General features: G+C 73.5%; 23 protein-coding genes. 10 read left to right on the forward strand and 13 right to left on the reverse strand.

Annotation, left to right across the window (positions count from 1 at the left end; all coding sequences use genetic code 11):
- Positions 1-59 precede the first annotated feature (59 nt).
- On the forward strand, positions 60-722 hold the full coding sequence (locus tag AB0L25_RS07530; protein ID WP_500169646.1) for an LON peptidase substrate-binding domain-containing protein: 663 nt from the start codon (positions 60-62) through the stop codon (positions 720-722).
- A gap of 63 nt (positions 723-785) precedes the next feature.
- Positions 786-1,292 (forward strand): Cys-tRNA(Pro) deacylase, encoded by a 507-nt coding sequence (gene ybaK / locus AB0L25_RS07535; protein WP_500169647.1) that lies wholly within the window; start codon positions 786-788, stop codon positions 1,290-1,292.
- On the opposite strand, the gene AB0L25_RS07540 is transcribed toward ybaK, so the two are convergent.
- A complete protein-coding gene (locus AB0L25_RS07540) occupies positions 1,176-1,724 on the reverse strand; it encodes a hypothetical protein (RefSeq protein WP_500169649.1) in 549 nt (182 codons plus the stop codon). The genes ybaK and AB0L25_RS07540 overlap by 117 nt on opposite strands.
- A 182-nt stretch (positions 1,725-1,906) precedes the next feature.
- Between AB0L25_RS07540 and AB0L25_RS07545 the strand changes: the two genes are divergently transcribed.
- The 3 genes from AB0L25_RS07545 to AB0L25_RS07555 all read left to right on the forward strand — a co-directional run bounded on the left by AB0L25_RS07545 (position 1,907) and on the right by AB0L25_RS07555 (position 5,663).
- The gene (locus tag AB0L25_RS07545; protein ID WP_500169651.1) at positions 1,907-2,608 is read left to right on the forward strand and encodes a DUF6882 domain-containing protein; all 702 of its coding nucleotides are present in this window, start codon (positions 1,907-1,909) and stop codon (positions 2,606-2,608) included.
- 124 nt (positions 2,609-2,732) lie between these two features.
- Positions 2,733-3,623, forward strand: a complete 891-nt coding sequence (locus AB0L25_RS07550; protein WP_500169653.1) for an LLM class flavin-dependent oxidoreductase — start codon at positions 2,733-2,735, stop codon at positions 3,621-3,623.
- Positions 3,624-3,980: 357 nt separating this feature from the next.
- A complete protein-coding gene (locus AB0L25_RS07555) occupies positions 3,981-5,663 on the forward strand; it encodes a LamG-like jellyroll fold domain-containing protein (protein WP_500169655.1) in 1,683 nt (560 codons plus the stop codon).
- 54 nt (positions 5,664-5,717) lie between these two features.
- Here the strand turns inward: AB0L25_RS07555 and dnaE are convergent, their stop codons facing one another.
- Both dnaE and AB0L25_RS07565 read right to left on the reverse strand, forming a co-directional pair.
- Positions 5,718-9,248, reverse strand: a complete 3,531-nt coding sequence (gene dnaE, locus AB0L25_RS07560; RefSeq protein ID WP_500169657.1) for a DNA polymerase III subunit alpha — start codon at positions 9,246-9,248, stop codon at positions 5,718-5,720.
- Positions 9,249-9,374: 126 nt separating this feature from the next.
- Positions 9,375-10,238 carry an AraC family transcriptional regulator gene (locus tag AB0L25_RS07565; RefSeq protein WP_500169658.1) on the reverse strand — a complete coding sequence of 288 codons (864 nt, stop codon included), beginning with the start codon at positions 10,236-10,238 and terminating at the stop codon, positions 9,375-9,377.
- A gap of 305 nt (positions 10,239-10,543) precedes the next feature.
- On the opposite strand from AB0L25_RS07565, the gene AB0L25_RS07570 reads away from it, so the two are divergent.
- From AB0L25_RS07570 to AB0L25_RS07580, 3 genes are all read left to right on the forward strand, one after another.
- Positions 10,544-10,951, forward strand: a complete 408-nt coding sequence (locus AB0L25_RS07570) for a chorismate mutase (protein WP_500169660.1) — start codon at positions 10,544-10,546, stop codon at positions 10,949-10,951.
- A 79-nt stretch (positions 10,952-11,030) separates the two neighbouring features.
- Positions 11,031-11,750 carry an AzlC family ABC transporter permease gene (locus AB0L25_RS07575; RefSeq protein ID WP_500169662.1) on the forward strand — a complete coding sequence of 240 codons (720 nt, stop codon included), beginning with the start codon at positions 11,031-11,033 and terminating at the stop codon, positions 11,748-11,750.
- A complete protein-coding gene (locus tag AB0L25_RS07580; RefSeq protein ID WP_500169664.1) occupies positions 11,747-12,058 on the forward strand; it encodes an AzlD domain-containing protein in 312 nt (103 codons plus the stop codon). Before AB0L25_RS07575 ends, AB0L25_RS07580 begins: the two co-directional genes overlap by 4 nt.
- A gap of 6 nt (positions 12,059-12,064) precedes the next feature.
- Here AB0L25_RS07580 and AB0L25_RS07585 read toward each other — a convergent pair whose 3' ends face one another.
- From AB0L25_RS07585 to AB0L25_RS07595, 3 genes are all read right to left on the reverse strand, one after another.
- Entirely contained in the window at positions 12,065-12,997 is a 933-nt protein-coding gene (locus AB0L25_RS07585; protein WP_500169665.1) for an RluA family pseudouridine synthase, read from the reverse strand.
- Complete coding sequence (gene lspA, locus AB0L25_RS07590; protein ID WP_500169667.1) at positions 12,997-13,635, reverse strand: signal peptidase II; 639 nt, start codon at positions 13,633-13,635, stop codon at positions 12,997-12,999. The genes AB0L25_RS07585 and lspA overlap by 1 nt, the downstream gene beginning before the upstream one ends.
- Before the next feature lie 68 nt (positions 13,636-13,703).
- A complete protein-coding gene (locus tag AB0L25_RS07595) occupies positions 13,704-14,084 on the reverse strand; it encodes a TraR/DksA family transcriptional regulator (RefSeq protein ID WP_500169948.1) in 381 nt (126 codons plus the stop codon).
- Between the two features lie 691 nt (positions 14,085-14,775).
- Here AB0L25_RS07595 and ileS point away from each other — a divergent pair.
- Both ileS and AB0L25_RS07605 read left to right on the forward strand, forming a co-directional pair.
- Positions 14,776-17,955, forward strand: coding sequence for an isoleucine--tRNA ligase (gene ileS / locus AB0L25_RS07600; protein ID WP_500169669.1), 3,180 nt, complete (start codon positions 14,776-14,778; stop codon positions 17,953-17,955).
- A gap of 169 nt (positions 17,956-18,124) precedes the next feature.
- Positions 18,125-18,850: a DUF1707 SHOCT-like domain-containing protein gene (locus tag AB0L25_RS07605; RefSeq protein WP_500169670.1), complete on the forward strand. Its 726-nt coding sequence runs from the start codon at positions 18,125-18,127 to the stop codon at positions 18,848-18,850.
- A 28-nt stretch (positions 18,851-18,878) separates the two neighbouring features.
- Here AB0L25_RS07605 and AB0L25_RS07610 read toward each other — a convergent pair whose 3' ends face one another.
- The 7 genes from AB0L25_RS07610 to ftsZ form a co-directional block, all read right to left on the reverse strand.
- Positions 18,879-20,141: a prolipoprotein diacylglyceryl transferase gene (locus AB0L25_RS07610; protein ID WP_500169671.1), complete on the reverse strand. Its 1,263-nt coding sequence runs from the start codon at positions 20,139-20,141 to the stop codon at positions 18,879-18,881.
- A gap of 143 nt (positions 20,142-20,284) precedes the next feature.
- On the reverse strand, positions 20,285-21,211 hold the full coding sequence (locus AB0L25_RS07615; RefSeq protein WP_500169673.1) for a DivIVA domain-containing protein: 927 nt from the start codon (positions 21,209-21,211) through the stop codon (positions 20,285-20,287).
- Positions 21,212-21,260: 49 nt separating this feature from the next.
- Positions 21,261-21,545 carry a YggT family protein gene (locus tag AB0L25_RS07620; protein WP_500169674.1) on the reverse strand — a complete coding sequence of 95 codons (285 nt, stop codon included), beginning with the start codon at positions 21,543-21,545 and terminating at the stop codon, positions 21,261-21,263.
- A 21-nt stretch (positions 21,546-21,566) separates the two neighbouring features.
- Entirely contained in the window at positions 21,567-22,097 is a 531-nt protein-coding gene (locus AB0L25_RS07625) for a cell division protein SepF (RefSeq protein ID WP_500169676.1), read from the reverse strand.
- Between the two features lie 102 nt (positions 22,098-22,199).
- Positions 22,200-22,913: a YggS family pyridoxal phosphate-dependent enzyme gene (locus AB0L25_RS07630; RefSeq protein WP_500169678.1), complete on the reverse strand. Its 714-nt coding sequence runs from the start codon at positions 22,911-22,913 to the stop codon at positions 22,200-22,202.
- Positions 22,913-23,671, reverse strand: coding sequence for a peptidoglycan editing factor PgeF (pgeF, locus tag AB0L25_RS07635; RefSeq protein WP_500169950.1), 759 nt, complete (start codon positions 23,669-23,671; stop codon positions 22,913-22,915). Before pgeF ends, AB0L25_RS07630 begins: the two co-directional genes overlap by 1 nt.
- A gap of 5 nt (positions 23,672-23,676) precedes the next feature.
- Positions 23,677-25,209, reverse strand: a complete 1,533-nt coding sequence (gene ftsZ, locus AB0L25_RS07640; protein ID WP_500169680.1) for a cell division protein FtsZ — start codon at positions 25,207-25,209, stop codon at positions 23,677-23,679.
- Positions 25,210-25,442 lie beyond the last annotated feature (233 nt).

Raw genomic sequence — 25,442 nt, forward strand, 5'->3', positions numbered from 1 at the left:
GGCTGCTGTGGAGTGCGTCCACATCGGCGGGCGCCCCCCGCGAGCACAGGAGACACAGCGTGACGGAGCGGATCGCCCTCTTCCCCCTGGGCACCGTGCTGTTCCCGGGCCTGGTCCTGCCGCTGCACCTCTTCGAGGAGCGGTACCGCCGGCTCGTCGCCGACCTCCTGGAAACGCCCGAACCGCACGGGTTCGGCGTGGTCAACATCGAACTGGGGCACGAGGTCGGCAACGACGCGGCGCGCCGGCTGTCCGGGGTGGGGTGCTTCGCCGAGATCCACGACACGACGCGGCACCCGGACGGGCGGTTCGACGTCGTGGCCGTCGGCACCCGCCGGTTCCGGCTGAAGGAGCTGGACCGCTCGCGCCCCTACCTGCAGGGGGAGGTCGAGTTCCTCCCCGAGGAGCGCGGGAGCGACCCGGCGCCCGCGGCGCGGCACGTCCGCTGGCTGTTCGGCCGGTACCTGGAGCGGCTGCGCGCCGCCGGGGCGGGGCCCGCCGAGGAGGTCGAGCTGCCGGCCGACCCGGTGCGGCTGTCGTACCTGATCGCGTCCTCGCTGATCCTGGACGGCCACGAGAAGCAGCGGATGCTGGAGTGCGAGGACGCGGCGCTGCGGCTGCGGGCCGAACGCGACCTGCTGCTGCGGGAGAACCGCATTCTGGCGTCGCTGCCGACCCTCCCGGCCGGCCAGTTCCTGGACGGCTCGTTCCACCCGAACTGACGGGCCCGCGCACGCCCCCGCGCGCGCGGGAAAACCGGTGGACGGGTGCGAGAGACTCGGCCCATGAGCAAGACGAAGTCCGGCGGGAAGCAGGGAGGCGGCGGGACGCCGGCCACCGTCGCCGCCGCGAAGGCGAAGATCGAGCACACCCTGCACCCCTACGAGCCCGACCCCGACGCCGAGTCCTACGGGGCGGCCGCCGCCGACGCGCTGGGGATCCCGCACGACCGCATCTTCAAGACGCTGCTGGCCAAGGTGGACGGCCACCTCACCGTCGCGGTCGTCCCGGTCTCGGGCAGCCTGGACCTCAAGGCGCTGGCCGCGGCCGCCGGCGGGAAGCGGGCGAAGATGGCCGACCCGCGCGACGCCGAGCGCGCCACCGGGTACGTCGTCGGCGGGATCAGCCCGCTCGGGCAGCGCCGGCGGCTGCCGACGGTGCTGGACGCGTCGGCCTCAGCCCTCCCGACGATCTACGTCTCCGCCGGTCGGCGCGGACTCCAGATCGAACTGCGCCCCGCCGACCTCGTCCGGCTCACCGGCGCCCGGGTCGCCGTCGTCGCGCGCGGGTAGCCGCCGCACCACCAGTTCGAGGACGCCGTAGGCGCCGACCGCGGCGACGGGCCAGCACACCAGCAGCCCCCGGGCACGCAGCTCGGCGACGCCGGTGACCCGTTCCCGGTCGGCGGCGGCGCGCACCGCGGCGCGGAACTCGTCCAAACCGATCATGTGGCCGGTGCGCCAGGCGAGCACCCCGGCGAGGACGCCGCCCGCGGCCAGGCCCAGCAGCAGCGCGATGTCGTTGCCGCGGCCCCCCGCCAGGTAGGCGGCGGCGCCGCAGAGCACGCCCGCCGCCAGGACGATCAGGGCGAACCGGATGTCGGTGCCGATCGGCGCCTGGCTCTCGGGGTCGGCGAGGTAGGTGTCACCGCGGAAGATGACATATGTCACCTCGGGCGCGGTCCACGCCCACAGCAGGCCCGCGAGTGGTCCGAGCACCGTCATGATCAGGGTCGTGACCAGCCCGGCCGCAACGCGTCTACCGGTCGGTCCGCGCACCTCGCCCGCTCCCATCCGAGACTCCGCTGTCGGCGAAAGACTAGCCTGCCGTGGTCAGCCGATCGACAATGCAAGGGCGGTCTCGCGACGCCCGTACCCGCCTCGACCACTGGGATAGTGTGCCCGACATGTCCGGATTCAGTCCCGCGTTCGAACGCCTCGGCGCCGCCCTGGCGGCCGTCGTCCTGCAGCGGCAGGAGGCGCTCGCGGAATTCCTGCCCCGCGAGGACTGGAGCGCCGACCTCACCGCCCGCACCTACACCAGCGGCGGTGTCACGGTCCGGGTCTCGCTGCTCGGCAGCTACGCCGTGCGCGAGCGCACCTGGCTGTGGGGATGGGCGAACCCGCAGTTCGGCGACGAGCACCCCGCGGTCGTCCCGACGCTGGTCGTCCGGACGGTCGGCGAACGGCTGGGCATCACCGAGTTCACCACCCCCGAGGTGGACCTGTCCTGGTACGAGGGGACGGCCGGGCACGGCGGCGAGCTGATCGCGATGGCCGCGGGCGGCGTGCTGCGCGGCGGCGGCTACATCAACGCGGGCTACGACGGCGGCTCGGCGTACCTGCACGTCGACGACCCCCAGGTGCCCGCCACGTCCTTCGACCCCGTCACCGTGCCGCGGCTGCTCAAGGACGCCACGGGCCTGTTCCCGCACGAGCCGCGGCTCACCCTCGCCGGGTTCCTCGCCGAGCACCGCGTCGGCTACCGGCAGACCGACATGGAGACCGAGGTGCTGGCGCCGGGCGCCCGCGCCCGCGTCCACTTCGACGGCCTCGGCCGCTTCCTCGACTGGCGGGCCGAGCTGAGCCCCGCCGGCCTGAGCGGCTGACCCCTGAGCGGCTGACCCCTGAGCGGCTGATCCCTGAGCGGCTGACCACGTCGGCCGCTCCCGTGGCCGCCGCCCGTACCGCTACGGATTCGCGGCCCGGGCCCCCCTCGCTAGCGTCGGACGCATGACGTACCGATTCGGCATCCAGCTCGCCCCGTCCGCCGCACGCCTCGACGACGTCCGCGCCCTCGCCCGCGCGGCCGACGAGGACGGCCTCGACCTGCTCGGCGTCCAGGACCACCCGTACGCCGCCGACCAGGCCGACACGGTCGCGCTCATGGCGGCGCTGCTCGCCGACACCGAGCGGCTGCGGGTCTTCCCCGACGTGGCGAGCCTGCCGCTGCGCGGCCCCGCCGTCCTCGCCAAGCAGGCCGCGACCCTCGACCTGCTGAGCGGCGGACGGTTCGAGCTGGCGCTCGGCGCGGGCGCGTTCTGGCCCGCGATCGCCGCGATGGGCGGGCCGTCCCGCACGCCCGGGGAGGCGCTGCGGGCCCTCGAGGAGGCGATCGCGATCATCCGGGCGATGTGGCGGCCGGGCGAGACCGTCCGGATCGAGGGCGAGCACTACTCCGCGGAGGGCGTCCACGCCGGTCCGGCGCCCGCGCACCCCATCGGGATCTGGCTGGGCAGCGTCGGGCCGCGGGCGCACGCGCTGACCGGGCGCGTCGCCGACGGCTGGGCCGCGCCGATCCCGCACTACCTGCCGTACGAGCGGTGGCGCGCCGCGCAGGACGCCGTCACCCGGGCCGCCGAGGACGCGGGCCGCGCCCCGTCCGCCGTCACCCGCATGGCGCAGCTCGTCGGGCACATCACCGACGGGCCGGGCACCGTCCGGCTGGAGGGCGAGGAGCCGATCCGCACCGACGCCGCCGGGTGGGCGCGCGTCCTCGCCGACCTCGCGGCGGAGACGGGCTTCGACACGTTCGTCTACTGGCCGGAGCACGCCGACGAGACGCAGGTCCGCCGCTGGGCGCGCGAGGTCGTGCCCGCCGCCGGCGCCCTCCTCGGCGGCTGAACCGGGCCCCGCCGGGGCGCCGATGATCTGTTCATCCACGCTTCCGCGGCCGTTGCCCGCGGCCGTCCCGGCAGGTCCGCCGCGCGCTCCTACCGTGCTCGTTGATCATCGGCGCGGAGGGAGCACGAGACGTGACGGACCGAGACGTGAGCGACACGGTACGGACCCGGGACGGGCGGGACGGGACGGGCGGCACCGGGCGGCGGGCCTTCCTGCTCGGCGCGGGGGCGGCCGGGGCCGGCGCCGCGGTGGCGGGCGTCGCCGCCGCCGGACCGGCCGCCGCGGCGGCGGGCCCCGGCGGGCCCCGGCGCGGCGCGGGCGGCGCGGGCGGACGACTCCACGTTCACGCTCGCGGTGATGCCCGACACCCAGTACCTCTTCGACGGCGACGCGATCAACCCCGACCCGGTCCGGGCGTCGTTCCGGCACGTCCTGGAGCGGCGCAAGGCCGACAACATCGTGTTCCTCGCCCACCTCGGCGACCTCGTGCAGAACGCGGCGGACGGCGAGCTGGAGGAGATCGCCCGCACGTTCGGGACCCTGGACCGGGGCCGCATGCCCTACAGCGTCCTCGCCGGCAACCACGACATCGACTCCTCGACGGACGACCGGCGCGGCCCAAGCCCGTACCTCGACCACTTCGGCCCGCACCGGTACCGCCGGATGCGGACGTTCGGCGGCGCGTCCCCCGACGGCTACCACACCTACCACCGGTTCGAGGGCGGCGGCCGGGAGTGGCTGCTGCTCGCGATGGACTGGCGCGCGTCCGCCGCCGGGTTCGACTGGGCCCGCGGCGTCCTGAAGCGGCACCCGAAGACGCCCGCGATCCTCACCACCCACGAGCTGGTGCACATCGGCGACCGTCCCGGGGAGGCGGCGTTCTCCGCCTACGGGGAGCGGCTGTGGGACGAGCTGATCGACGGCAACGACCAGATTTTCCTGTGCCTGAACGGCCACTTCTGGCCGCCCGCCCGCACCGTCCGCAAGAACGCCGCGGGCAACGACGTCCACGTGCACATCGCGAACTACCAGGACCGCTACTACGGCGGCGCCGCGATGATCCGGCTGTACCGCTTCGACCTCGCCCGCGGCGTCGTCGACGTCGAGACGTACGCGCCGTGGGTGAGCGGGCGCGACGAGGACGACCTGAACGAGCTCGAGCGCCGCGAGCTGATCCTGACCGGGGACGACGACCGGTTCAGCGTCCCGATCGACTTCGACCGGCGGTTCGCGGGGTTCGCGCCCGCGCCCGTCCGGCCGTCCCGTCCCGCGAAGCGGCTGCTGGTGCCGGGGACGGTGGCGTACTGGCGGTTCGACTCCGGGCGCGCCGACGGGACGCCGGTCGGGGACGCCGAGCGGGTCGCGGACCTGTCCGGGCGGGGCAACCACCTGGCCCGCAAGGCGGTGCCGGGCACCCCGGCGGAGGCGCTGCGCTGGTCCGCCGACCACCACCCGGACCAGCCGGGCCACGGCAGCCTGTTCTTCGGCGGCGGCAACGGCCCGCTGCGCGGCGCCTACCTGGAGACCGCCGCGGACGCGCCGCTGAACAAGGCCGACTTCGGCCGCGGCTACACCATCGAGGCGTTCTTCAAGGTCCCGGCGGACTGGGACGGCCGGCGCCACGGCTGGGCGGCGCTGCTGAGCCGGTGGGGCACCCTCGGGCGGGCCGGGAAGACCGAGGGCGACCCGGAGGAGCCGGTGGCCGTGCTCGGCCTGTCGGCGAGCCTCGAACTCCAGTGGGCGCCGCTCCCGCTGAACCGGGACGGGCTCGTCACCAACTGGGGCCACGAGCTGCCGGTGGACGAGTGGTGCCACGTCGCCGTCGTCAACGACGGGCGCCGCACCACCATGTACGTCGAGGGCTGCCCGGTCGTCCGCAACCCGGCGACCCCGTCGAAGGGGATCGCCACGCTGGGGCTGCCGTGGATGCTGGGCGGCCGCGAGTACGGCGGGCGGCTCAACCAGGTCCTGCACGCCTGGCTCGGGGACGTCCGCGTCGTCGACCGTCCGCTCCGCACCCGCGAGTTCATGATCGAGTAGCCGCGCGCGGGGGACGTCCCGGGCCGGTCCGGTCACCGGACCGGCCCGGGACCGTCAGCCGAGGCAGGACGGGCCGAGAAGCTGCTTCAGGTCGCCCATCAGCGCGGGGGACGGCGACACGCGCAGCCGGTCGTCGAGCCGGACGACCGTCGTGCGGGGGCCGTTCTGCAGGTGCAGGTGCACCTCGGCGGAGCCGGGGTGGGTGGTCAGCACCTCCTTGAGGCGCGACAGGGTCGGCGGCGTGCAGCGGTTCAGCGGCAGGCTGACCGACAGCGGCCCGACCGCGTCGGTGATCGTCAGGTCGGGCTGGGTGACCTCCATCGCGATGATCTTCGCGACGTCCTCGCGGCGGTCCAGCTTGCCCTTGACGATCAGGATGGCGTCCTCGGCGAGCAGCGTGGAGCACAGCTGGTAGGCCGACGGGAAGCACAGCACCTCGATGGAACCGGCGAGGTCCTCGAGCTGGAACATCGCCCACGAGTTGCCCTGCTTGGTGACCTTGCGCTGCAGGCCCGACAGCAGCCCCGCCACGACGACGATCTGCCCGTCGGGCCGCTCCCCCTCGTTGAGGGACGCGATGGCGCAGTCGGCCTCGCGCTCCAGGATGTGCTCGACGCCGAGCAGCGGGTGGTCGGAGACGTACAGGCCGAGCATCTCCCGCTCGAACGCGAGGAGGGTGGTCTTGTCCCACTCCTCGCCCTCGGGGATCGCGACGGCGAACGCGTCCTCGCCGCCGTCGTCCTCCAGGGCCCCGAACAGGGAGTCCTGCCCGATGGCCTCCTTGCGCTTGATGTCGATGACCGAGTCGATGGCCTGCTCGTGCACCATCAGCAGGGCCTTGCGCTCGTGGCCGAGCTCGTCGAACGCGCCCGCCTTGATCAGCGACTCCACGACCCGCTTGTTGCACACGATCGGCGGGACCTTGTTGAGGAAGTCGTTGAAGTCGGTGTAGGCGCCCTTCTCCTTGCGCGCCGCGACGATGCCGTCGACGACGTTCGTCCCGACGTTGCGGACCGCCGACAGCCCGAACCGGATCTCGGTGTCCCCGAGCGGGGTGAAGTCGGCCTCGGAGGTGTTGACGTCCGGCGGCAGCACCTTCAGGCCCATGCGGCGGCACTCGCTCAGGTACAGGGCGCTCTTGTCCTTGTCGTCGCCGACGGACGTCAGCAGCGCCGCCATGTACTCGGCGGGGTAGTTCGCCTTCAGGTAGGCCGTCCAGTAGGAGACCAGCCCGTACGCGGCGGAGTGCGCCTTGTTGAACGCGTAGTCGGAGAACGGGACGAGGATGTCCCACAGGGTCTTGACGGCCTCCTTGGAGAAGCCGTTGTCGACCATGCCCTGCTCGAACCCGACGAACTGGGCGTCCAGCTCGGCCTTCTTCTTCTTGCCCATGACGCGGCGCAGCAGGTCCGCCTTGCCGAGCGTGTACCCCGCCACCTTCTGCGCGATCGCCATGACCTGCTCCTGGTAGACGATCAGGCCGTAGGTGGTGTCGAGGATCTCCTTGAGCGGCTCCTCCAGCTCGGGGTGGATCGGGGTGATCTCCTGCTGGCCGTTCTTGCGGAGCGCGTAGTTGGTGTGGGAGTTGGCGCCCATCGGGCCGGGCCGGTACAGGGCGCCGACGGCGGAGATGTCCTCGAAGTTGTCGGGCTTCATCAGCCGCAGCAGCGACCGCATCGGCCCGCCGTCGAACTGGAACACCCCGAGGGTGTCGCCGCGGGCGAGCAGGTCGTAGGTGGGCTGGTCGGTCAGCGGCAGCGCGAGCAGGTCGACCTCGGTGCCCTTGTTCTTCCTGATCCCCTGCAGCGCGTCGTCGATGATCGTCAGGTTCCGCAGGCCCAGAAAGTCCATCTTCAGCAGGCCGAGCGTCTCGCAGGTCGGGTAGTCGAACTGCGTGATGATCGCGCCGTCGGCGTCCCGCCGCATGATCGGGACGTGGTCGGTGATCGTCTCGCCGGACATGATGATCCCGGCGGCGTGCACGCCCGTCTGCCGGATCAGGCCCTCCAGGCCCTGGGCCAGATCCATGATCTGCTTGACGTCGTTCTCCTCCTCGTACAGCTTGCGGAGCTCGCCCGCCTCGCCGTACCGGGGGTGCTTCTCGTCGAAGATGCCCGACAGGGGGATGTCCTTGCCCATGACCGCGGGCGGGAACGCCTTGGAGATGCGGTCGCCGAGGGCGTAGGGGAAGCCGAGGACGCGGCCGGCGTCCTTGATGGCGGCCTTCGCCTTGATGGTGCCGAAGGTGGCGATGAAGGAGACCTTGTCGGCGCCCCACTTCTCCGTCGTGTACTTGATGACCTCGGCGCGCCGGTCTTCAGGGAAGTCGATGTCGATGTCGGGCATGGACGCGCGCTCGGGGTTCAGGAACCGCTCGAAGATCAGCCCGTGCGGGAGCGGGTCGAGGTCGGTGATGCCCATCGCGTACGCGACGAGCGAGCCCGCGGCGCTGCCTCGCCCGGGACCGACGAGGATCCCGTTCTCCTTGGCCCACATGATGAAGTCGGCGACGACGAGGAAGTACGACGGGTAGCCCTTGCCGAGGATGACGCCCATCTCGTACTCGGCCTGCTTCTTGTACTCCTCGGGGATGCCGTCCGGGAACCGCCGCTCCAGACCCTTCCAGACCTCCTTGCGGAACCACGTCTCCTCGGTCTCGCCCTCGGGGACGGGGAACCGCGGCATGAGGTCGTGGTACTCGAACATGCCCTCCGGCTCGACCCGCTCCGCGATCAGCAGGGTGTTGCGGCAGCCCTCCTGCCAGGCGTCCGAGGAGTCGATGCCGCGCATCTCGTCCGCCGTCTTCAGGTAGTAGCCGCTGCCGTCGAACCGGAACCGGTCGGGGTCGGCGAGCTGCTTGCCGACCTGGACGCACAGGAGCGCGTCGTGCGCGGTCGCCTCGGACTCGTGGGTGTAGTGCGAGTCGTTCGTCACGACCGGCGGGATGTTGAGCCTCTTGCCGATCTCCAGGAGGCCCTCGCGGACGCGGCGCTCGATGTCGAGCCCGTGGTCCATCAGCTCGAGGAAGTAGTTCTCCTTGCCGAGGATGTCCTGGAACGTGGCGGCGGCCTTGAGCGCCTCGTCGAACTGCCCGAGCCGCAGCCGCGTCTGTATCTTGCCGGACGGGCAGCCGGTCGTGGCCATCACCCCGTCGGCGTGCTCGGCGAGCAGTTCCTCGTCCATCCGGGCGTACTTGAAGACGAAGCCCTCGGTGTAGGCCCGGCTCGACAGCTTGAACAGGTTGTGCAGGCCCGTTTTGTTGCGCGCCCACAGCGTCATGTGGTTGATCAGGCCGCCGCCGGAGACGTCGTCGCGCTTCTGGCTCGGCTCGCCCCACTGGACCTTCTTCTTGTGGAACCGCGACTCGGGCGCCATGTACGCCTCGATGCCGATGATCGGGGTGACGCCCGCGGCGGTGGCCTGCTTGTGGAAGTCGAAGGCCCCGTGCATGTTGCCGTGGTCGGTCATCGCGATCGCGGGCATCTTCTGCCGCCCGACCTCTTCGAACATCTGCTTCAACCGGGCGGCCCCGTCCAGCATGGAGTACTCGGTGTGAACGTGCAGATGGACGAAAGAGTCGGCCATGCCTGGCGCACCTCCTGCTCGTGGCATGCGACCGCCCGCGTGCGGTCGGCACGCGGTGTCGCCGTCGGTCCCGGGGGAAGATCGCCGGCCCGGACGGGAGCTCCGGGGCGACGCGGTCCTGAAACCTTAACCCTCTTCGCGCGTCTCCCGGGACCCGACACTCCCGAACCCCCGGGCGGCCCGGTAGGCGCCCGGCGGGACGCCCATGGTGCGCTTGAAATGACGCGTCAGATGCGCCTGGTCGGCGAACCCGGTGCGGGCCGCGACCTCCCCCGGCCGCAGCCCCTCGTCCAGCAGCGCGGCCGCCGCGCGGACCCGCGCCTGGTTCAGGTATGCGTGCGGCGGCAGGCCCGTGGCCTCCCGGAACGCCCGCAGCAGCGGGAACGGCCGGGTCCCGACCGTCGCGGCCAGCTCCTCCAGCGTCGGCGGGTCGATCAGGCTCGCGTGCAGCAGGTCCCGCGCGTCCCGCACGACCCGCGGCAGGGCGGGCGGCCCGGCCGGGGACCCCGCGCCCGGGTACCGGGCCGCGTGGCGGCGCAGCAGCCCCGCGTAGGCCGTCCGCAGCATCGTGGAGGCGGCGAGGGCGTCGCCCCGCTCCCCCGCCCGGTGGACGGCGCGCAGCCGCCGCGCCGAGTCCGGATCGTCCAGGACGGGACTCGGGAACGCGGGCGTGCCGCGCGGCAGGCCCAGCTCGGCAGCGATCTCCGCGAGGACCTCGACCGACGGGTAGGTCATCCGGTACGCCCAGCCGTCGGGCTCCCCCGCCTGCCCGGTGTGGACGGTGCCCGGGTTGACGGCGACGACGGCGCCGCGCCCGGCCCGCTCGACGCCCCCCGGATGCTCGAACTCCTCCACCCCGTCGAGGATGACCCCGATCGCGTACCCGTCGTGGACGTGCCGCGAGAACCGGTGCGTCACGTACCGCGCCCGCAGCAGCCCGACGTCGGGCAGCGCGGGATGCCGCCAGTAATGCGCGACCTCTCCCGTCATGCCTGACATGCTAGTCGGCACCTCCCGTCTCACGACACGAGACGAACCGTCCCGGAATTTGACGCGCACCCGACCGTCCCGCCTACCATCGTCGCCATGGACCGTCGCTATACCGCGTTTACCGAGCCGGCTCCGACCGAGCCGGTCGACGCGAGCACGTAAGCGACGACCCCGGAGCCGGCCGAGGCAGAGCCCCCCACGGGCTCTGCCTTTTCTCGTGGAACGACACTTCCCCGACCGGGCGGCCCGGACTTCCCCCCTCACGGCCCGCCCCGACCGGGGCCCGCCAGAGAGGGAGCACCCACATGACCGACCCGACCACCGCCCCCGCCGCCCCCCAGGCCGCCCTCCCGCCCGACGCGCAGGCCGACCCCCCGCAAGACGCCCGTCCAGGCACCGCCATCGGCGGGGACGTGGTGCGGGTGGTGTTGCCGGACGTGGGGGCGCTCACGAGTGTCGGCGAGGCGCGGGCCGCCATCGATGGGATCGACGCCGCGCTCGCCGCGCTGCTGGAGCGCCGCGTGGCCGTCGCGGGCGTCGTCCAGCGGCTCAAGCCCGTCGGCGGGTTCGCCGGGCGGGACCCCGAGCGGGAGCGCGCGATCGCCGCGGCGATGGCCGAGCACGCGCCGTCGCTGGGCGCCGAACGGCTCGCCCGGATCATGACCGCCGTCATCGAGGCCGGGCTCGACGCCGTCGAGGCGTCCCGCACGTGACCGGGCGTGTGAGGGGCGCCACGCGAAGGGCGCAAGAACGTTCAATACGCCCGGCGCGGCCTCGCCTAACGTCGGCGGCATGACGATGGCGAACACCCGGACGGACGGCGACGCCGCGGGGGCCCCGTCCGGCGACGCGCGCTCCGCGGCGATCCGGGACGGCCTGGGCGTGGGCGTCGCGGTCGGCGTGTCCGGCCTGGCGTTCGGCGCCGCGGCCGTCACCGCGGGCCTGACGGTGGCGCAGGCGTGCGTGCTGAGCCTGCTGGCGTTCACCGGCGCGTCCCAGTTCGCGCTGGCCGGCGTCGTCGGCGGGGGCGGCGGACTCGTCGCCGGGTCCCTCGGCGCGGTGCTGCTCGGCGGCCGCAACGCTCTCTACGGGCTGCGGCTCGCGCGGACGCTCGACGTGCGGGGCTGGCGGCGGCCGCTCGCCGCGCAGGTCGTCATCGACGAGACGACCGCCGTCGCGACCGCCCAGCCGGACAAGGCGTCCGCCCGCGCCGGCTTCTACACGACCGCGATCACCCTCTACGTGGCCTGGAACGTCACCACGCTGGTCGGCGCGGTCGGCGCCGGGCGGATCGGCGACCCGGACGCCCTGGGCCTGGACGTGCTCGGACCGGCCGCGTTCCTGGCGCTGCTGTGGCCGCGCCTCACCGCCGGGCGCACCGAGGCCCGGGTGGCGCTCGCGGCCGCCGCCGTCGCGCTCGCGACGACGCCGCTGCTGCCGCCCGGGGTGCCCGTCATGCTCGCCGCCGTGGCGGCCCTGCCCGCCCTGCTCCGCCGGGAGAAGTCCGCATGAGCGTCTGGATCGCGGTGCTCGCCACCGCCCTCGGCTGCTACGCGCTGAAGTTCGCCGGGCTCGTCGCGCCGCAGTCCGTACTGGACGACCCGCGCGTGCGGCGGTTCACCGAACTCGTCCCGGTCGCGCTGCTGACCGCGCTGATCGCCGTGCAGGCGTTCGCCGACGGACGGTCCCTGGAGTTCGACCCCGCCCGGGTCGCCGGGCTCGGCGCGGCGGTCGCGGCGCTGCTGCTGCGCGCCCCGTTCCTGGTGGTGCTGGGGGTCGCGGCCGCGACCGCCGCCGGGCTCAGGCTGCTGGGGGTGTGAGCCCGCTCAGGACTCCGACTCGACGATCTCGAGCGCGCGCGCGAGGTCGTCCGGGTAGGGGCTCTCGAACTCGACCCACTGGCCCGTCGCGGGATGCTCGAACCCGAGCCGCGCGGCGTGCAGCCACTGCCGCGTGAGCCCCAGGCGCGCCGCCAGCGTCGGGTCGGCCCCGTAGAGGTGGTCGCCCGCGCACGGGTGCTTGATCGCCGACATGTGCACCCGGATCTGGTGGGTGCGGCCGGTCTCCAGCCCGATGTCGAGCAGCGTCGCCGCCCGGAACGCCTCGACCGTGTCGTAGTGCGTCACCGACGGCTTCCCGCCCGCCACCACCGCGAACCGCCCGTCGCCCGACGGGTGCCGGTCGATCGGCGCGTCGACCGTCCCGCGGAACGGGTCCGGATGGCCCTGGACGAGCGCGCGGTACCGCTTGTCGACGCGGCGGTCGCGGAACGCGCGCTTGAGGTGCGAGTAGGCGCCCTCGCTCTTGGCCACCACCATCGCGCCGGTGGTGTTGGCGTCCAGCCGGTGCACGATGCCCTGCCGCTCGGACGCGCCGCTCGTCGCGATCGTGTGCCCGGCGCCGAGCAGCCCGCCGAGGACGGTCGGGCCCGTCCAGCCGGTCGTGGGGTGCGCCGCGACGCCGATCGGCTTGTCGATCACGACGATGTCGTCGTCCTCGAACAGGATCCCCATCCCCGGGACCGGCTCGGCGACGGGCGCGGGCGGCGCGGGCGGCGGCGGCAGCGTCACCTCGAGCCACGCCCCCGCCTGCAGCCGCTCCGACTTGGTCGCCAGCTCGCGCCCGTCCAGCAGGACGTCGCCCGCGGCGATGATGTCGGCGGCCCGGCCGCGGGAGAGCCCGAACAGCCGCGACAGCGCCGCGTCGGCCCGCTCCCCCTCCAGCCCGTCGGGGACGTGGAGGCTGCGCGTCTCGCCCATCAGGACTCGTCCCCCGGCGTCCGCGCGTCCCGCTCCTGCGCGGGCTTCGGGCCGGCCGCCTCCGGGGCGGACGGCTTCGCGTCGGACGGCTTCGCGTCGGACGGCTTCGGCTCCGCGGGCTCGGCCGCCGCGGCGGCGCCCTCGGCGCCCTCGGCGCCCTCGGCGTCCTTGTCGTCGGTGATGCGGGTGCCGTCCAGCTGGAGGCCGCGCGCCGCCAGGATCACGGCCAGGACGCCGCCGCAGACGACCGCCGAGTCGGCCAGGTTGAACACCGGCCAGTTCGGCACCTGGATCCAGTCGACGACGTGGCCCTCCAGCGGCGCGGGCGCACGGAACACCCGGTCCACCAGGTTGCCGAGCGCGCCGCCGAGCATCAGGCCGAGGCAGACCGCCCACGGCAGGCTCCGCAGGTTGCGCCCCGTCCAGATGATCGCCACGACCACACCGGACGCGATCAGGGTGAACACGATCGTGTAGCCGGTGCCGATCGAGAACGCGGCGCCGCTGTTGCGGGTCTCGCGGAGCGTGAGCAGCCCGCCGAGCAGCCGGATCGGCTCCTCGTTCTGGAGCGTCGCCACCACGATGATCTTGGTCACGATGTCGGCGGCGAGCGCCAGGGCGGCCACCGCGGCCAGCACGCCGACACGGCGCGGCCGAGGAGATCCCGTGGATTCCCCGGCCCCGCCCTCTGGGTTCGTTGAGTCGCTCAGCGACGTTCCTCGCGTTGTTTGCATGTCACACACAGGGTCGCACGAGGGAACACCTGAAGTCGCGCCTTGCCGATCGGTTCGCCGCAGACCTCGCAGATCCCGTACGTGCCGGCGTCCATCCGCTGGACGGCCCGCTCGCTCTGCGCGAGCAGGTCCTGCGAATTGTACGCGAGGGCGAGCTCGTGCTCGCGCGCGTACGTCTTCGCGCCCGCGTCGGCCTGGTCGTCGCCGGCGCCCTCGCTGGTGTCGCCCTCGGCGATCTGGCTCGCCGAGTTGGCGATGTCGGCGCGCAGCTCGGCGATCTGCTCCTCCAGCCCCGCCCGCACCTCCGCCAGCTCGTCCGGCGTCCAGAGCTCCTCGCCCGCGCGGACCGGCAGGCCCGCGGCGTCCGGCCCCTTGCCGCCCCCGCCGGCGCCCCGCCGCGTCTTCGCGACGCCCCGGGACTTGGCCGCCGGTTTCGCCGCCGGTTTCGTCGCCGGTTTCGCCTTCGTGGCCGCCCCGGCCCGGGTCTTGCCCGTCCCGGCCGCCGCGCCGGCCTCCGTCACGCTGATCGCCTCGGTGGGCAGTCCGGGCATGGTGTCCCCCTTCACGGGCACGGTCGACGACGACCTGGGATCGTTACCGACGGCTTATGCCCCCCGCCCGAGTTTCCGGAAACCCCGGGGATCACCGAATCCTCGGAAAGGAACCATGACGGACGAACGGCCGCCGCAGCCGATAACCGGAAGAGGACGGCCCTCCGGTGCGTTAAAGTCGGGGAACACGCAGCCGCAGCAGGCGATGATGGGGACACCTGCCGCCGCACGCAGCCATGAGCGACCCGGGGACGGTGCGAGCCCGGGGGCGAGCACGGCGGTCTGATCACCCCGGAGCCCTCCGGAAGAACCGCCCCGACCGCACGGGGCCCAGTAGACCCGGTCGCCGCGGCTCGAACGAAGCGGTCCGCGCCGACCCCGGCGCGGTCAAGGAGGGTGGTACCGCGGGGCCCGTCCGGACGATCCGGGCGCGCGTCTCGTCCCTCCGGACACGTGCAGGCTCGTTTTCACGTCGATCCGGAGGTCCGCCATCGTGAGCCAAGGTTTTCGGCCACTGCCCGCGCAGGTCGATCTGCCCGCCCTCGAGCGGGACATGCTGCGCCGCTGGCAGGAGAACAAGGTCTTCGAGCGGTCGCTGGAGCGCACCGCGTCCGGTCCCCGCTGGCTGTTCTACGAGGGGCCGCCCACCGCCAACGGCATGCCCGGCGTGCACCACGTCGAGGCCCGCGTCTTCAAGGACGTCTTCCCGCGCTACCGCACCATGAAGGGCTACCACGTCCCCCGCAAGGCCGGCTGGGACTGCCACGGCCTGCCCGTCGAGGTCGCCGTGGAGAAGGAGCTCGGCCTCACCGGCAAGAAGGACATCGAGGAGTACGGGGTCGCGGAGTTCAACGCCCGCTGCCGCGAGTCCGTCCTGCGGCACGTCGACGCCTTCGAGGAGATGTCCGAGCGGATGGGCTTCTGGGTCGACACGGCCCAGGCGTACCGCACGATGGACCCCCAGTACGTCGAGGCCGTCTGGTGGTCCCTCAAGCAGATCCACGACAAGGGCCTGCTGTTCCGCGACTTCCGCATCACCCCGTACTGCCCGCGCTGCGGCACCGGGCTGTCCGACCACGAACTCGGCCAGCCCGGCGGGTACGAGGAGGTCACCAGCCCGTCGGTGTACGTGCGGATGCCGGTGACGTCCGGACCGCTCGCCGACCTCGGCGCCGCGCTGCTCATCTGGACGACGACGCCGTGGACGCTCGTGTCGAACACCGCCGTCGCCGTCCACCCCGACGTCACCTACGTCGCCGCGCGGCCCGCCGGCTCCGACGAGGTCCTCGTCGTCGCCGAACCCCTGGTCGACCAGGTCCTCGGCGAGGGCGCCGAACGGCTCGCCGCCTACCGGGGCGCCGACCTCGAACGGACTCCGTACCGGCGCCCGTTCGACCTCGTCGACATCCCCGACGCCCACTACGTCGTCCTCGGCGACTACGTCACCGTCGAGGACGGCACGGGGCTCGTCCACCAGGCGCCCGCGTTCGGCGCCGACGACATGACCGTCTGCAAGAACTACGGCATGCCCATCGTCAACCCCATCGGGCCGGACGGGCGGTTCCTGCCCGAGGTGCCCATGGTCGGCGGGAAGTTCTTCAAGGACGCCGACGAGGCCCTCACCGAGGATCTGCGCGCGCGCGAACTCCTCTACCGGGGCGGCCACTTCGAGCACAGCTACCCGCACTGCTGGCGCTGCCACACGCCGCTCCTCTATTACGCGCTCCCCGCCTGGTACATCCGCACCACGCAGATCAAGGACCGGCTGCTCGAGGAGAACGAGAAGACCAACTGGTTCCCCGAGACCGTCAAGCACGGCCGCTACGGCGAGTGGCTGCGCAACAACGTCGACTGGTCGCTGTCCCGCAGCCGCTACTGGGGCACCCCCCTGCCGCTGTGGGTCTGCGGCGAGGACGAGGAGCACGTCACCTGCGTCGAGTCCCTCGCCGAACTCGGCGAGCTCGCGGGCTCCGACATGTCCGCGCTCGACCCGCACCGCCCGTACGTCGACGACGTCGTGTTCCCCTGCCCGTCCTGCGGCGCCGAGGCCCGCCGCGTCCCCGACGTGATCGACGCCTGGTACGACTCCGGCTCGATGCCGTTCGCCCAGTGGGGCGCCCCCCACCGCAACAAGGACGTCTTCGAGTCCTCCTACCCCGCGCAGTACATCTGCGAGGCCCAGGACCAGACGCGCGGCTGGTTCTACTCCCTGATGGCCGTCGGCACGCTCGTGTTCGACCGGTCGTCCTACGAGAACGTCCTGTGCCTCGGGCTGATCCTCGCCGAGGACGGCCGCAAGATGAGCAAGCACCTCGGCAACGTGCTCCGCCCGATCCCGCTCATGGACGAGCACGGCGCCGACGCGCTCCGCTGGTTCATGCTCGCCAGCGGCCTGCCCTGGGCGTCCCGCCGCGTCGGCCACGGCGCGCTCGAGGAGATCGTCCGCAAGGTGCTCCTCACCTACTGGAACACCGCGTCGTTCTTCGTCCTGTACGCGAACGCCGCGGCGGCGCAGGGCAAGGCGTGGACGCCCGACCGCATGGGCGAGGCGCCCGACCCGGCCGACCGTCCGCTCCTCGACCGGTGGGCGCTCGCCGAACTGCACCGCACGGTCGGCGAGGTCGACGCCGCCCTCGACCGGTTCGACACCGCCCGCGCCGGGCGCCGCCTCGCCGAGTTCGTCGACGACCTGTCCAACTGGTACGTGCGGCGCTCCCGCAAGCGGTTCTGGGAGGGCCCCGAGACGCCCGACGGCGCCTCCGCATTCGCCACCCTGTACGAGTGCCTCGAGACCCTCACCCGCCTCATGGCGCCGATGGTCCCGTTCGTCACCGACCACGTGTGGGACGTCGTCCGGCCCGCCGACGCGCCCGAGTCGGTGCACCTCACCGAGTTCCCGGCCGTCCGCGAGGACCTCCTGGACCCCGCGCTCACCGAGCAGATGGCGCTCGTCCGGCGGCTCGTCGAGCTCGGCCGGTCCGCGCGCGCCGCGAGCGGCGTGCAAACGCGCCAGCCGCTCGGCCGCGCCCTCGTCGGCGCGGCCGGCTGGGCCGCCCTGCCCGAGCAGCTGCGCGCCCAGATCGCCGAGGAGCTGAACGTCCAGGCGTTCGAGGAGCTCTCCTCCATCGGCGGCGACCTCGTCGAGTACGAGGTCAAGCCGAACTTCCGCGAGCTCGGCAAGCGGTACGCCAAGGACACCCCGAAGGTCGCCAAGGCCGTCACGTCGGCCGAGGCCGCCGCGCTCGTCCGGTCCCTGCGCGAGGACGGGGCCGCCGAGGTGGACGCCGCCGACCTCGGCACCGTGCGCCTCACGGCCGACGACGTGATCGTCACCGAGCGGCCGCGCAGCGGCTGGGCGGTCGAGAGCGCCGCGGGCGAGACCATCGCCTTCGACCTCACGATCACGCCCGAGCTGCGCCGCGCGGGGCTCGTGCGCGAGGCCGTCCGGCTCGTCCAGGAGGCCCGCAAGGCCGCCGGGTTCGAGGTGACCGACCGCATCGAGCTGTGGTGGGAGGCCGCCGGCACCGACCTCGCCGAGGCGCTGCGCGCCCACGGCGCCGAGCTGGCCGCCGAGGTCCTCGCCACGTCCGTCGCCGAGGGCCGCCCCGACGGCGTCGAGGGCGGGCGCGACGACGAGCTGGGCCTCGGCTACTGGCTCCGCAAGGCCGTGTGATCCGCGGGGGTTCCGGGGCGCGATCCCGCCCCGGAACCCCCGCGTCTTACGTCTCTCAAGCCCCGTGCCGCCTCGCCGCCCTCACCTTGACAAAGTAAGTCTCGGCCGGAACGGGACGCCGCCGGGCCGCGGGTTTTCGAGATGCATCGCGTTTTGCCATGATGGAAGGGTGAACCTTCCCGAGCATCCTTCCGGACAGGACCCCGCCCGGCTCCGGGCGTCCGACGCCGACCGCGACGAGGTCGCCGACCGCCTCCGCGAGGCCCTGGCCGAGGGGCGGATCACGGCCGAGGAGCACGCCGAGCGCATCGACGCCGCGTACCGCGCCAAGACCTACGCGGACCTGGAGCCCCTCCTCAGCGACCTTCCTTCGGGCGCGACGCCCGCGCCGGGCCCGCGCGTCAGCCTCCGCAAGGAGGACGCGCCGGCGGCGCCGCCCACCGAGCACCCGGCGAGCATCGTGGCCGTCCTGTCGGGCGCGACCCGCGGCGGGCGCTGGCTCGTGGAGGAGCGCACCACGGTCGTCTCCGTGCTCGGCGGCATCGAGCTGGACTTCCGCCGCGCCGTCCTCAGCGCGTCCGAGGTCACGCTGAACATCACGGCGATCATGGGCGGCGTGGCCATCACCGTCCCGCCCGGGGTGCGGGTCGTCGACTCCACCACGGCGATCCTCGGCGGGAACAGCCTGCCGGAGGACGACGTCGTCGACGCGGACGCCCCGGTGATCCGGCTGACCGGCATGGTCCTGCTCTCCGGCGTCACCGTCGAGCGCAAGGAGGCCGGCGAGACCGGATCACGGCGCGAACGGCTGGAGGAACAGCACCGCCGGGTGATGGACCGCCACACGGAGATGCACCACCGCCTGACGGAGCGCCACCGCCGCCCCCACCACTGACGCGGACGGCGGGCGGCGGAGCGGACGTTCAGTCGCGGGCGCGCTCGCGGTCGGGCTGGCAGACGAGGCAGGGCGTGCAGCCGCGCGCCTTGGCCTCGGTGCGGGAGAGCGACTCCAGGTCGTCCGCCTCGTCGCCGATGTCCTCGATGAGGGCGCAGTCGGTGCGGTGGTAGCGCTTGGTGCCGCTCAGGATGCGGACCTGCGGGTCGTCGCCGTCCGGCTCCGCGGCGGACTCCTCGCGGACGGGCTCCGGCTCGGGCGCCTGCCGCGGCACCTCGGCGGTCTCCTCCGGCTTCCCGGCGTCGCGGGGACGCGGAGCGGCCGTGTCGAGTTCGGCGGTGGCGTCCGCCGGGGACGGCTCGCCGGCCGGCTTCTCCGGCTTCTCCTGCTTCGGCTCGTCCTTCGCCGGCTCCGGCGCCGCGCTCGGCGCCGTCCCGGCCGTGCCGGTCTCCTCCGGCTCGCCCTTGTCGTCCCGGGCCCGCTCCGCGGGCTCCTCGGGCTCGCGGGGCTTCTCCTTGACGAGGTCGGCGACGGGCAGGTCCATCAGCGTGGGGCCCGCGGGGGTGCGCTTCGGCTTCTCCCCCGCGTCGTCACGGGGGATCTCGGCGGTCACGTCGAGCGACGTCGGCGCGGGAGCGGGGCGGGCGAGGCCCGCGAGGCCGTTCTCCTCCGCGCCGGACCGTTCCGCCGCCTTCACCGGCTCCGTGCCCCGGCCGGCCTTCGGCTCCTTGTCCCCGCCCGCCTTCGGCTCCGTCTTGGCGCGCGCCGCCAGTGCGGTGTCCGGCATGCAGGCGGTGCAGGAGCTGAAGCCCTCCTCGCGGGCCTCCGCGTAGGTCAGCTCCTCGGTCTCGCGACCGGCGAGCTGGCGGCAGGTGTCCAGGTGGTAGCGCTTGCGGCCGCGGACGACGAACACCAGCGCGTCGTCGGGCACGTCGACCGGCTGGACCGGGATCTCGACGGCGTCGTCGAGCGGCTCCGGCGCCCCGGCGGGCTTGGCGGCCCCGGGGACGGCGGCGGGCGCGGCCGGAACCGGCTTGGCGCGCTTCTCCCGGCGCGGCTTGCGCTTCTTCGCGGGCGCCGTGGAGACGCCCGGGCCGAACAGCTCCTTGCGCCGCAGGAACACCCCGATGGCCAGGCACAGCGCGGAGACGATGCTGACGCCGATGGAGATGTAGATCACCACCAGCGCGTCCAGGCCGAAGACCTGCGCGCTGTCGCCGTTGCCCGCGACGATTCCCGCGACGAGCAGGGCGATGGCCGCCACCACGAGCACGCCACTCAGGATGATCACAGGGTCTCTCCCCCTCGCTCAGACCGCTCGGCTCCGGGCCGCCCGAGGGCCCGGTGGTCGACCCGCCGCGGCGCCGCCGGGATGGCGACGGTGCCATCCTCGGCGCGGCGGACGGAAAGACCCTATCGCCTGCGGTGCCCGCGTCAGCGCCTCTCGTGCGGCGGGTTGTCCCCGCCGGAGTGGAACGCGCCGGTCGCCGAGTGCTGGACCTGCTGCGGGCCGTGGTCGGCCGGCGGCGGGAAGCCCGCGGGGGCCGCGCCGTTGCGGTTCTCGCCCTGCGGGACGGCGCTCTGCGGACCGGTCTGCGGGTTCTGCGGCTGCCCGGGGGCGCCGGGGACGGCCGCGAACGCGCCGGTCTCGGTGCTGCCGGCCTCGAGGTCGCGGAGCTGGCCCTCCAGGTACACCTTCAGGCGGCTGCGGTACTCGCGCTCGAACGCGCGGAGGTTGTCGACCTCGCGCTCGAGCTCCTCGCGCTGCTGCACGAGCGAGCCCATGACCTGGCGGTGGCGCTCCTGGGCGTCCCGGTCGAGGGCCTCGGCGCGGGAGCGGGCCTCGCTGACGATCTGGTCGGCCTGCCGGCGGGCCTTGCCGAGGATCTCCTCGGCCTCGCGGCGGGCGCGGCCGAGCGTCTCGTCGGCCTCGCGGCGGGCGTCCGCGATCGCCTGGTCGGCGGTCTGCTGCGCCAGCGCGAGCACGCGGGCGGCGGTGTCCATGTTGTCCTCGCCACCGGACGGCGCGGAGGCCATGCCGAGGCCGCCGAGGGCCGGCTCCGGCTCGGGCTGCTGCTGCATCGGGGGCGGCGGCGCCTGCGGCTGCGGCTCGGGGCGGGGGGGCTCGGGGATCTTCTGGACGTCCGGCTTCGGCTCCACGATGGGAGCGGCCATGGCGGGAACCTTGCCGCGAAGGCACTCGGCCAGCTTGGCCCGCAGCTCCTCGTTCTCCTGGATGAGGCGGTCGAGCTCGGCCTCGACCTCGTCGAGGAAGGCGTCCACCTCCTCCTCGTCGTACCCCGGCCTCAGCCTGGTGGTACTGAACTGCTTGTTCCGCACATCGGCGGGTGTCAGCGGCATGTTCGTCTCCTTGGCGCGCTTGGAGTCTGTCCCAAAGGACGGTATCCGATCAGAGCCCCGGTACGAAGATGATCAAGATCCAGACCACAAAGAAGAGGACGGTGAAGCTGAGGTCCAGCGACACGTTACCCAGCCGTACCGGCGGAATGTAACGCCTCAGGAACTTCAGCGGCGGGTCGGTGACGGTGTAGACCGTCTCGGCGATCACCAGCACCACCCCCGTCGGCCGCCACTGCCGGGCGAACTGTTGCAGGAGCTCCAGGATCAACCTCCCGATCAGCAGCAGGAGGAAGAGGATCAGTACGGCCTCGATCACGGCCCAAACGATGTTCACGGATACTCTCGCATGTGGATCTCAGCTCTGGTTGAAGAACCCTCGTTCTGCCATCCGGGCCTTGTCCTCCGCCGTCACCTCGACGTTGGCGGGTGACAGCAGGAACACCTTGTTCGTAACACGCTCGATGCTCCCGTGCAGCCCGAACACGAGACCCGCCGCGAAATCGACGAGACGCTTGGCGTCGCTGTCGACCATCTCGGTCAGGTTCATGATCACCGGTGTTCCCTCACGGAAGTGCTCCCCGATGGTCCTCGCCTCGTTGTAGGTCCTCGGGTGCAGCGTAGTGATGCGCGCAAGGTCGGTGGTACCGCTCTCGTAGAGCGCCACGGAGCGTCGCTCGACGGTGGACGGGGCGTGATGCTCCCGATCACGGTCCGGTTCGTCCTCGGCTCGGGTAAGCTGACCGCCGGATTCGTCCTCACGACGGCGCCCCTCACCGGGGTCGGTCTCATCGTCGTAGATGTCGTACTCGTCGTACCTGTCTTCGTCGTAACGGTCGTCCTCCACCAGGCCGAGGTAGACCGCCATCTTGCGCATCGCGCTGGCCATACGCCCCTCCGTGTCCTGTGGCCGCGGCTCCGGCGCGTCCGGCGCCGCGGGTGACCGTCCGTCTGCGTGGCCCGCGTTCCGGCAGGTCCCACTGGGGGGACATTACCTGACGATTGCCCGTCGGCCGCCGAGCAACGCCGTACCGATCCTGAGGTGTGTCGCGCCGCACGCGATCGCCTGTTCCAGATCACCGCTCATACCCGCGGAAACGATCGAGGCGCCCGGATGGTTTCGGCGGACGCCGGCCGCGACCTCCGCGAGCCGGGCGAACGCGGGCAGCGGGTCGGCGCCGAGCGGCGCGACCGCCATCACCCCGCCGAGTTCCAGGCCCGGGGCCCCCGCGATCGCGTCGGCGAGGCCCGGAACGTCCTCGGGGGCGGCGCCGCCGCGCCCCTCCCGCCGTTCGGCCTCGTCCAGCGAGACCTGCACCAGGCAGCGCAGCGTCCGGCCCGCGCGGTCGGCGGCGTCCGACAGCGCGCGGACGAGGCGGGCCCGGTCCACCGAGTGGACGACGTCGGCGTAGCCCGCGACGGCGCGGGCCTTGTTCGTCTGCAGGCTGCCGACGAAGTGCCAGGTGAGCGGCAGGTCGGCGCAGTCGGCGGCCTTCGGGCGGGCCTCCTGGTCGCGGTTCTCGCCGACCTCGGTGAGGCCGAGTCCGGCCAGCAGCCGCACGTCGGACGCGGGGAAGGTCTTCGTCACCGCGATCAGCGTGATCTCGTGCTCGGCGCGGCCCGCGGCGGCGCAGGCGGCGGCGATGCGCGCGCGGACGGCGGCGAGGCCGCCGGCCAGTTCGGCGCGGCGCTCATCGGGGGTCACTACGGGCGTTCCTCGCGTTCGGTCAGCCATACGTAGCCGGCGAACCGGCCGGTGCGGCCGTCGCGGCGGTAGGAGAAGAGGCCGGAGTCCTCGATGGTGCAGCGGGGGTCGATCCGGACGTCGGTGACGCCGGCCGCGGCGAGCTGCCCGGCGATGCCCGCGCGGATGTCGAGGCCGGGGGTGCCGCGGGACGTGGTGGCGTACGCGGCGGGCACGACGGCGGCGACCTCGTCGCGCATCGCGGCCGGGACCTCGTAGCACCCGCCGCACGCGGCGGGGCCGATGGCGGCGGACGTCCGGGACGGGTCGGCGCCGTGCTCGCGCATCCGGTCCAGGAGCGCGGGGACGACGCCCGCGGCGGTGCCCGGACGGCCGGAGTGCGCGGCGCCGACGACGCCGGCGACGGGGTCGGCGAGCAGGACGGGGGCGCAGTCGGCGACCAGGACCGCGAGGGCGAGGCCGGGGACGGTCGTGACGATCGCGTCGACGGGGGTGTCGGCGAGGTCTCCGGGGGCGGTGACGTACGCGACGTCGGCGCCGTGCACCTGCCGCATCCACACGGTGCGCGCGGGGTCGACGCCGAGGCGGTCCGCGGCCCGCTTCCGGTTGTCGCGGACGGCGGCGGGGTCGTCGCCGACCGCGCCGCCGAGGTTGAGGGAGTCGTAGGGGGCTTCGCTCACGCCTCCGGCGCGGCCGGTGAACGCGGCGCGGACGCCGGCGCCGAGGGCGAAGTCGCCGCGGGCGGTGTCGCCGTGTATGGGGGTCACGGTCCCTTCAGGAAGTCGGGGACGTCGAGGTCGTCCTCCTCGTCGAACACGACGCGGCGCGGCGGGCGCTTGCCGGTGGCGGCGGGGCCGCCGTCGTTCTCGCCGGCGTGCACGCGGGAGGGCTGGTCGGCGGCGGGGCGCGGGGCGGGCGCGCGCTGCGCCTGCTCGCCGGCGCGCTGGTCGGCGGGCTGCGCCGGGGGCTCGGCGTGCGGGGGGCTGTGCGCGGCCTCATCGCGGGGCGCGGGCCGGCCGGCGACCGGACGGTCGTCGGCGGCGACGGGCGGCGCGGGCCGCTCGGGCTCGGGCCGCGGCGGCGGGGCCGCCGGGGCCGGCGGCTGGGCGGGCGGCTGCGGAGCGGCGGCGGCCTGCGCGACCGTCTGCTGCCCGTGCTGCTGCCCGTGCTGCGGGGCCTGCTGCGGTCCGGTCGCCTCCGAGCGCCCGACCCGGCTCGGGATCGGGTTCTGCGGCGCCGCCGGGGCGGGCGCGGCGGGCCCCGGCGCGGAGCTCGGGGGCGGCGGCGGTGCCGGGCGCGGCGGCGGGGGCGTCTTACGGTGGTCCGGCTCCGGGGCCGGCTTGGCAGGGCGGCCCTCGTCGAACCCCGCGGCGATCACCGTGACGCGGACCTCGTCGCCGAGCGCGTCGTCGATGACCGCGCCGAAGATGATGTTGGCGTCGGGCGCCGCGGCGTTCGACACCAGCTGGGCGGCCTCGTTGATCTCGAACAGGCCGAGGTCGGAGCCGCCGGAGATGGACAGCAGCACGCCGTGGGCGCCGTCGATGCTGGCCTCCAGCAGCGGGCTGGAGATCGCCATCTCGGCCGCCGCGACGCTGCGGTCGTCGCCGCGCGCGGAGCCGATGCCCATGAGCGCCGAGCCGGCCCCGGACATGACGGACTTGACGTCCGCGAAGTCCAGGTTGATCAGGCCCGGGGTGGTGATCAGGTCGGTGATGCCCTGGACACCGGACAGGAGCACCTGGTCGGCGGCCTTGAAGGCGTCGAGGACGCTGACCTGCCGGTCGGAGATCGACAGCAGCCGGTCGTTGGGGATGACGATGAGGGTGTCGACCTCGTCGCGCAGCGTCTCGATGCCGGCCTCGGCCTGCATCGCGCGGCGCTTGCCCTCGAAGCTGAACGGGCGGGTGACCACGCCGATCGTCAGGGCGCCCAGCGAGCGCGCGATGTTGGCGACGACGGGCGCGCCGCCGGTGCCGGTGCCGCCGCCTTCTCCGGCGGTGACGAACACCATGTCGGCGCCCTTGAGGACCTCCTCGATCTCCTCCCGGTGGTCCTCGGCGGCCTTGCGGCCCACGTCCGGGTTCGCGCCGGCGCCGAGGCCCCGGGTGAGCTCCCGGCCCACGTCCAGTTTCACGTCGGCGTCACTCATCAGCAGCGCCTGGGCGTCCGTGTTGATAGCGATGAACTCGACGCCCTTGAGTCCCTCCTCGATCATCCGGTTGACGGCGTTGACGCCGCCGCCGCCGATGCCGACGACCTTGATGACCGCGAGGTAGTTCTGCGGTGCTGCCACGACGAGGGGCCTTTCCGCTCGCTCTATCCGACCGCCTGACCGGTCTGCCGACCGTGCCGCCGCGGTGTTTCCTGACCTGTGTGCAATTGGCGCGAGCCGGGAGCGTCCGGTCCGCCGGACCGGGTCGCCCTCAACCCTCACCCTCAACTTGAGGCTTACAGTTATGTCAACCTGAGGACTGATACGGACAGTAGGGCGGCCTTACCGCCAGGGTCAACTAACCTCCCCCGAAC

The organism is Spirillospora sp. NPDC052242 (genome assembly GCF_040679555.1).
Classification (GTDB): domain Bacteria; phylum Actinomycetota; class Actinomycetes; order Streptosporangiales; family Streptosporangiaceae; genus Spirillospora.

Excerpts from the sequence above, each read along its gene's own strand:
- AB0L25_RS07575 (WP_500169662.1), top strand. The coding sequence starts at position 11,031 with ATGACGATGGCGAACACCCGGACGGACGGCGACGCCGCGGGGGCCCCG.
- AB0L25_RS07545 (WP_500169651.1), top strand. The coding sequence starts at position 1,907 with ATGTCCGGATTCAGTCCCGCGTTCGAACGCCTCGGCGCCGCCCTGGCG.
- AB0L25_RS07550 (WP_500169653.1), top strand. The coding sequence starts at position 2,733 with ATGACGTACCGATTCGGCATCCAGCTCGCCCCGTCCGCCGCACGCCTC.
- AB0L25_RS07625 (WP_500169676.1), bottom strand. The coding sequence starts at position 22,097 with ATGGCCAGCGCGATGCGCAAGATGGCGGTCTACCTCGGCCTGGTGGAG.
- ybaK (WP_500169647.1), top strand. The coding sequence starts at position 786 with ATGAGCAAGACGAAGTCCGGCGGGAAGCAGGGAGGCGGCGGGACGCCG.
- AB0L25_RS07570 (WP_500169660.1), top strand. The coding sequence starts at position 10,544 with ATGACCGACCCGACCACCGCCCCCGCCGCCCCCCAGGCCGCCCTCCCG.
- AB0L25_RS07585 (WP_500169665.1), bottom strand. The coding sequence starts at position 12,997 with ATGGGCGAGACGCGCAGCCTCCACGTCCCCGACGGGCTGGAGGGGGAG.
- AB0L25_RS07555 (WP_500169655.1), top strand. The coding sequence starts at position 3,981 with ATGCCCGACACCCAGTACCTCTTCGACGGCGACGCGATCAACCCCGAC.
- AB0L25_RS07615 (WP_500169673.1), bottom strand. The coding sequence starts at position 21,211 with ATGCCGCTGACACCCGCCGATGTGCGGAACAAGCAGTTCAGTACCACC.
- dnaE (WP_500169657.1), bottom strand. The coding sequence starts at position 9,248 with ATGGCCGACTCTTTCGTCCATCTGCACGTTCACACCGAGTACTCCATG.
- AB0L25_RS07580 (WP_500169664.1), top strand. The coding sequence starts at position 11,747 with ATGAGCGTCTGGATCGCGGTGCTCGCCACCGCCCTCGGCTGCTACGCG.
- AB0L25_RS07540 (WP_500169649.1), bottom strand. The coding sequence starts at position 1,724 with ATGACGGTGCTCGGACCACTCGCGGGCCTGCTGTGGGCGTGGACCGCG.
- AB0L25_RS07565 (WP_500169658.1), bottom strand. The coding sequence starts at position 10,238 with ATGACGGGAGAGGTCGCGCATTACTGGCGGCATCCCGCGCTGCCCGAC.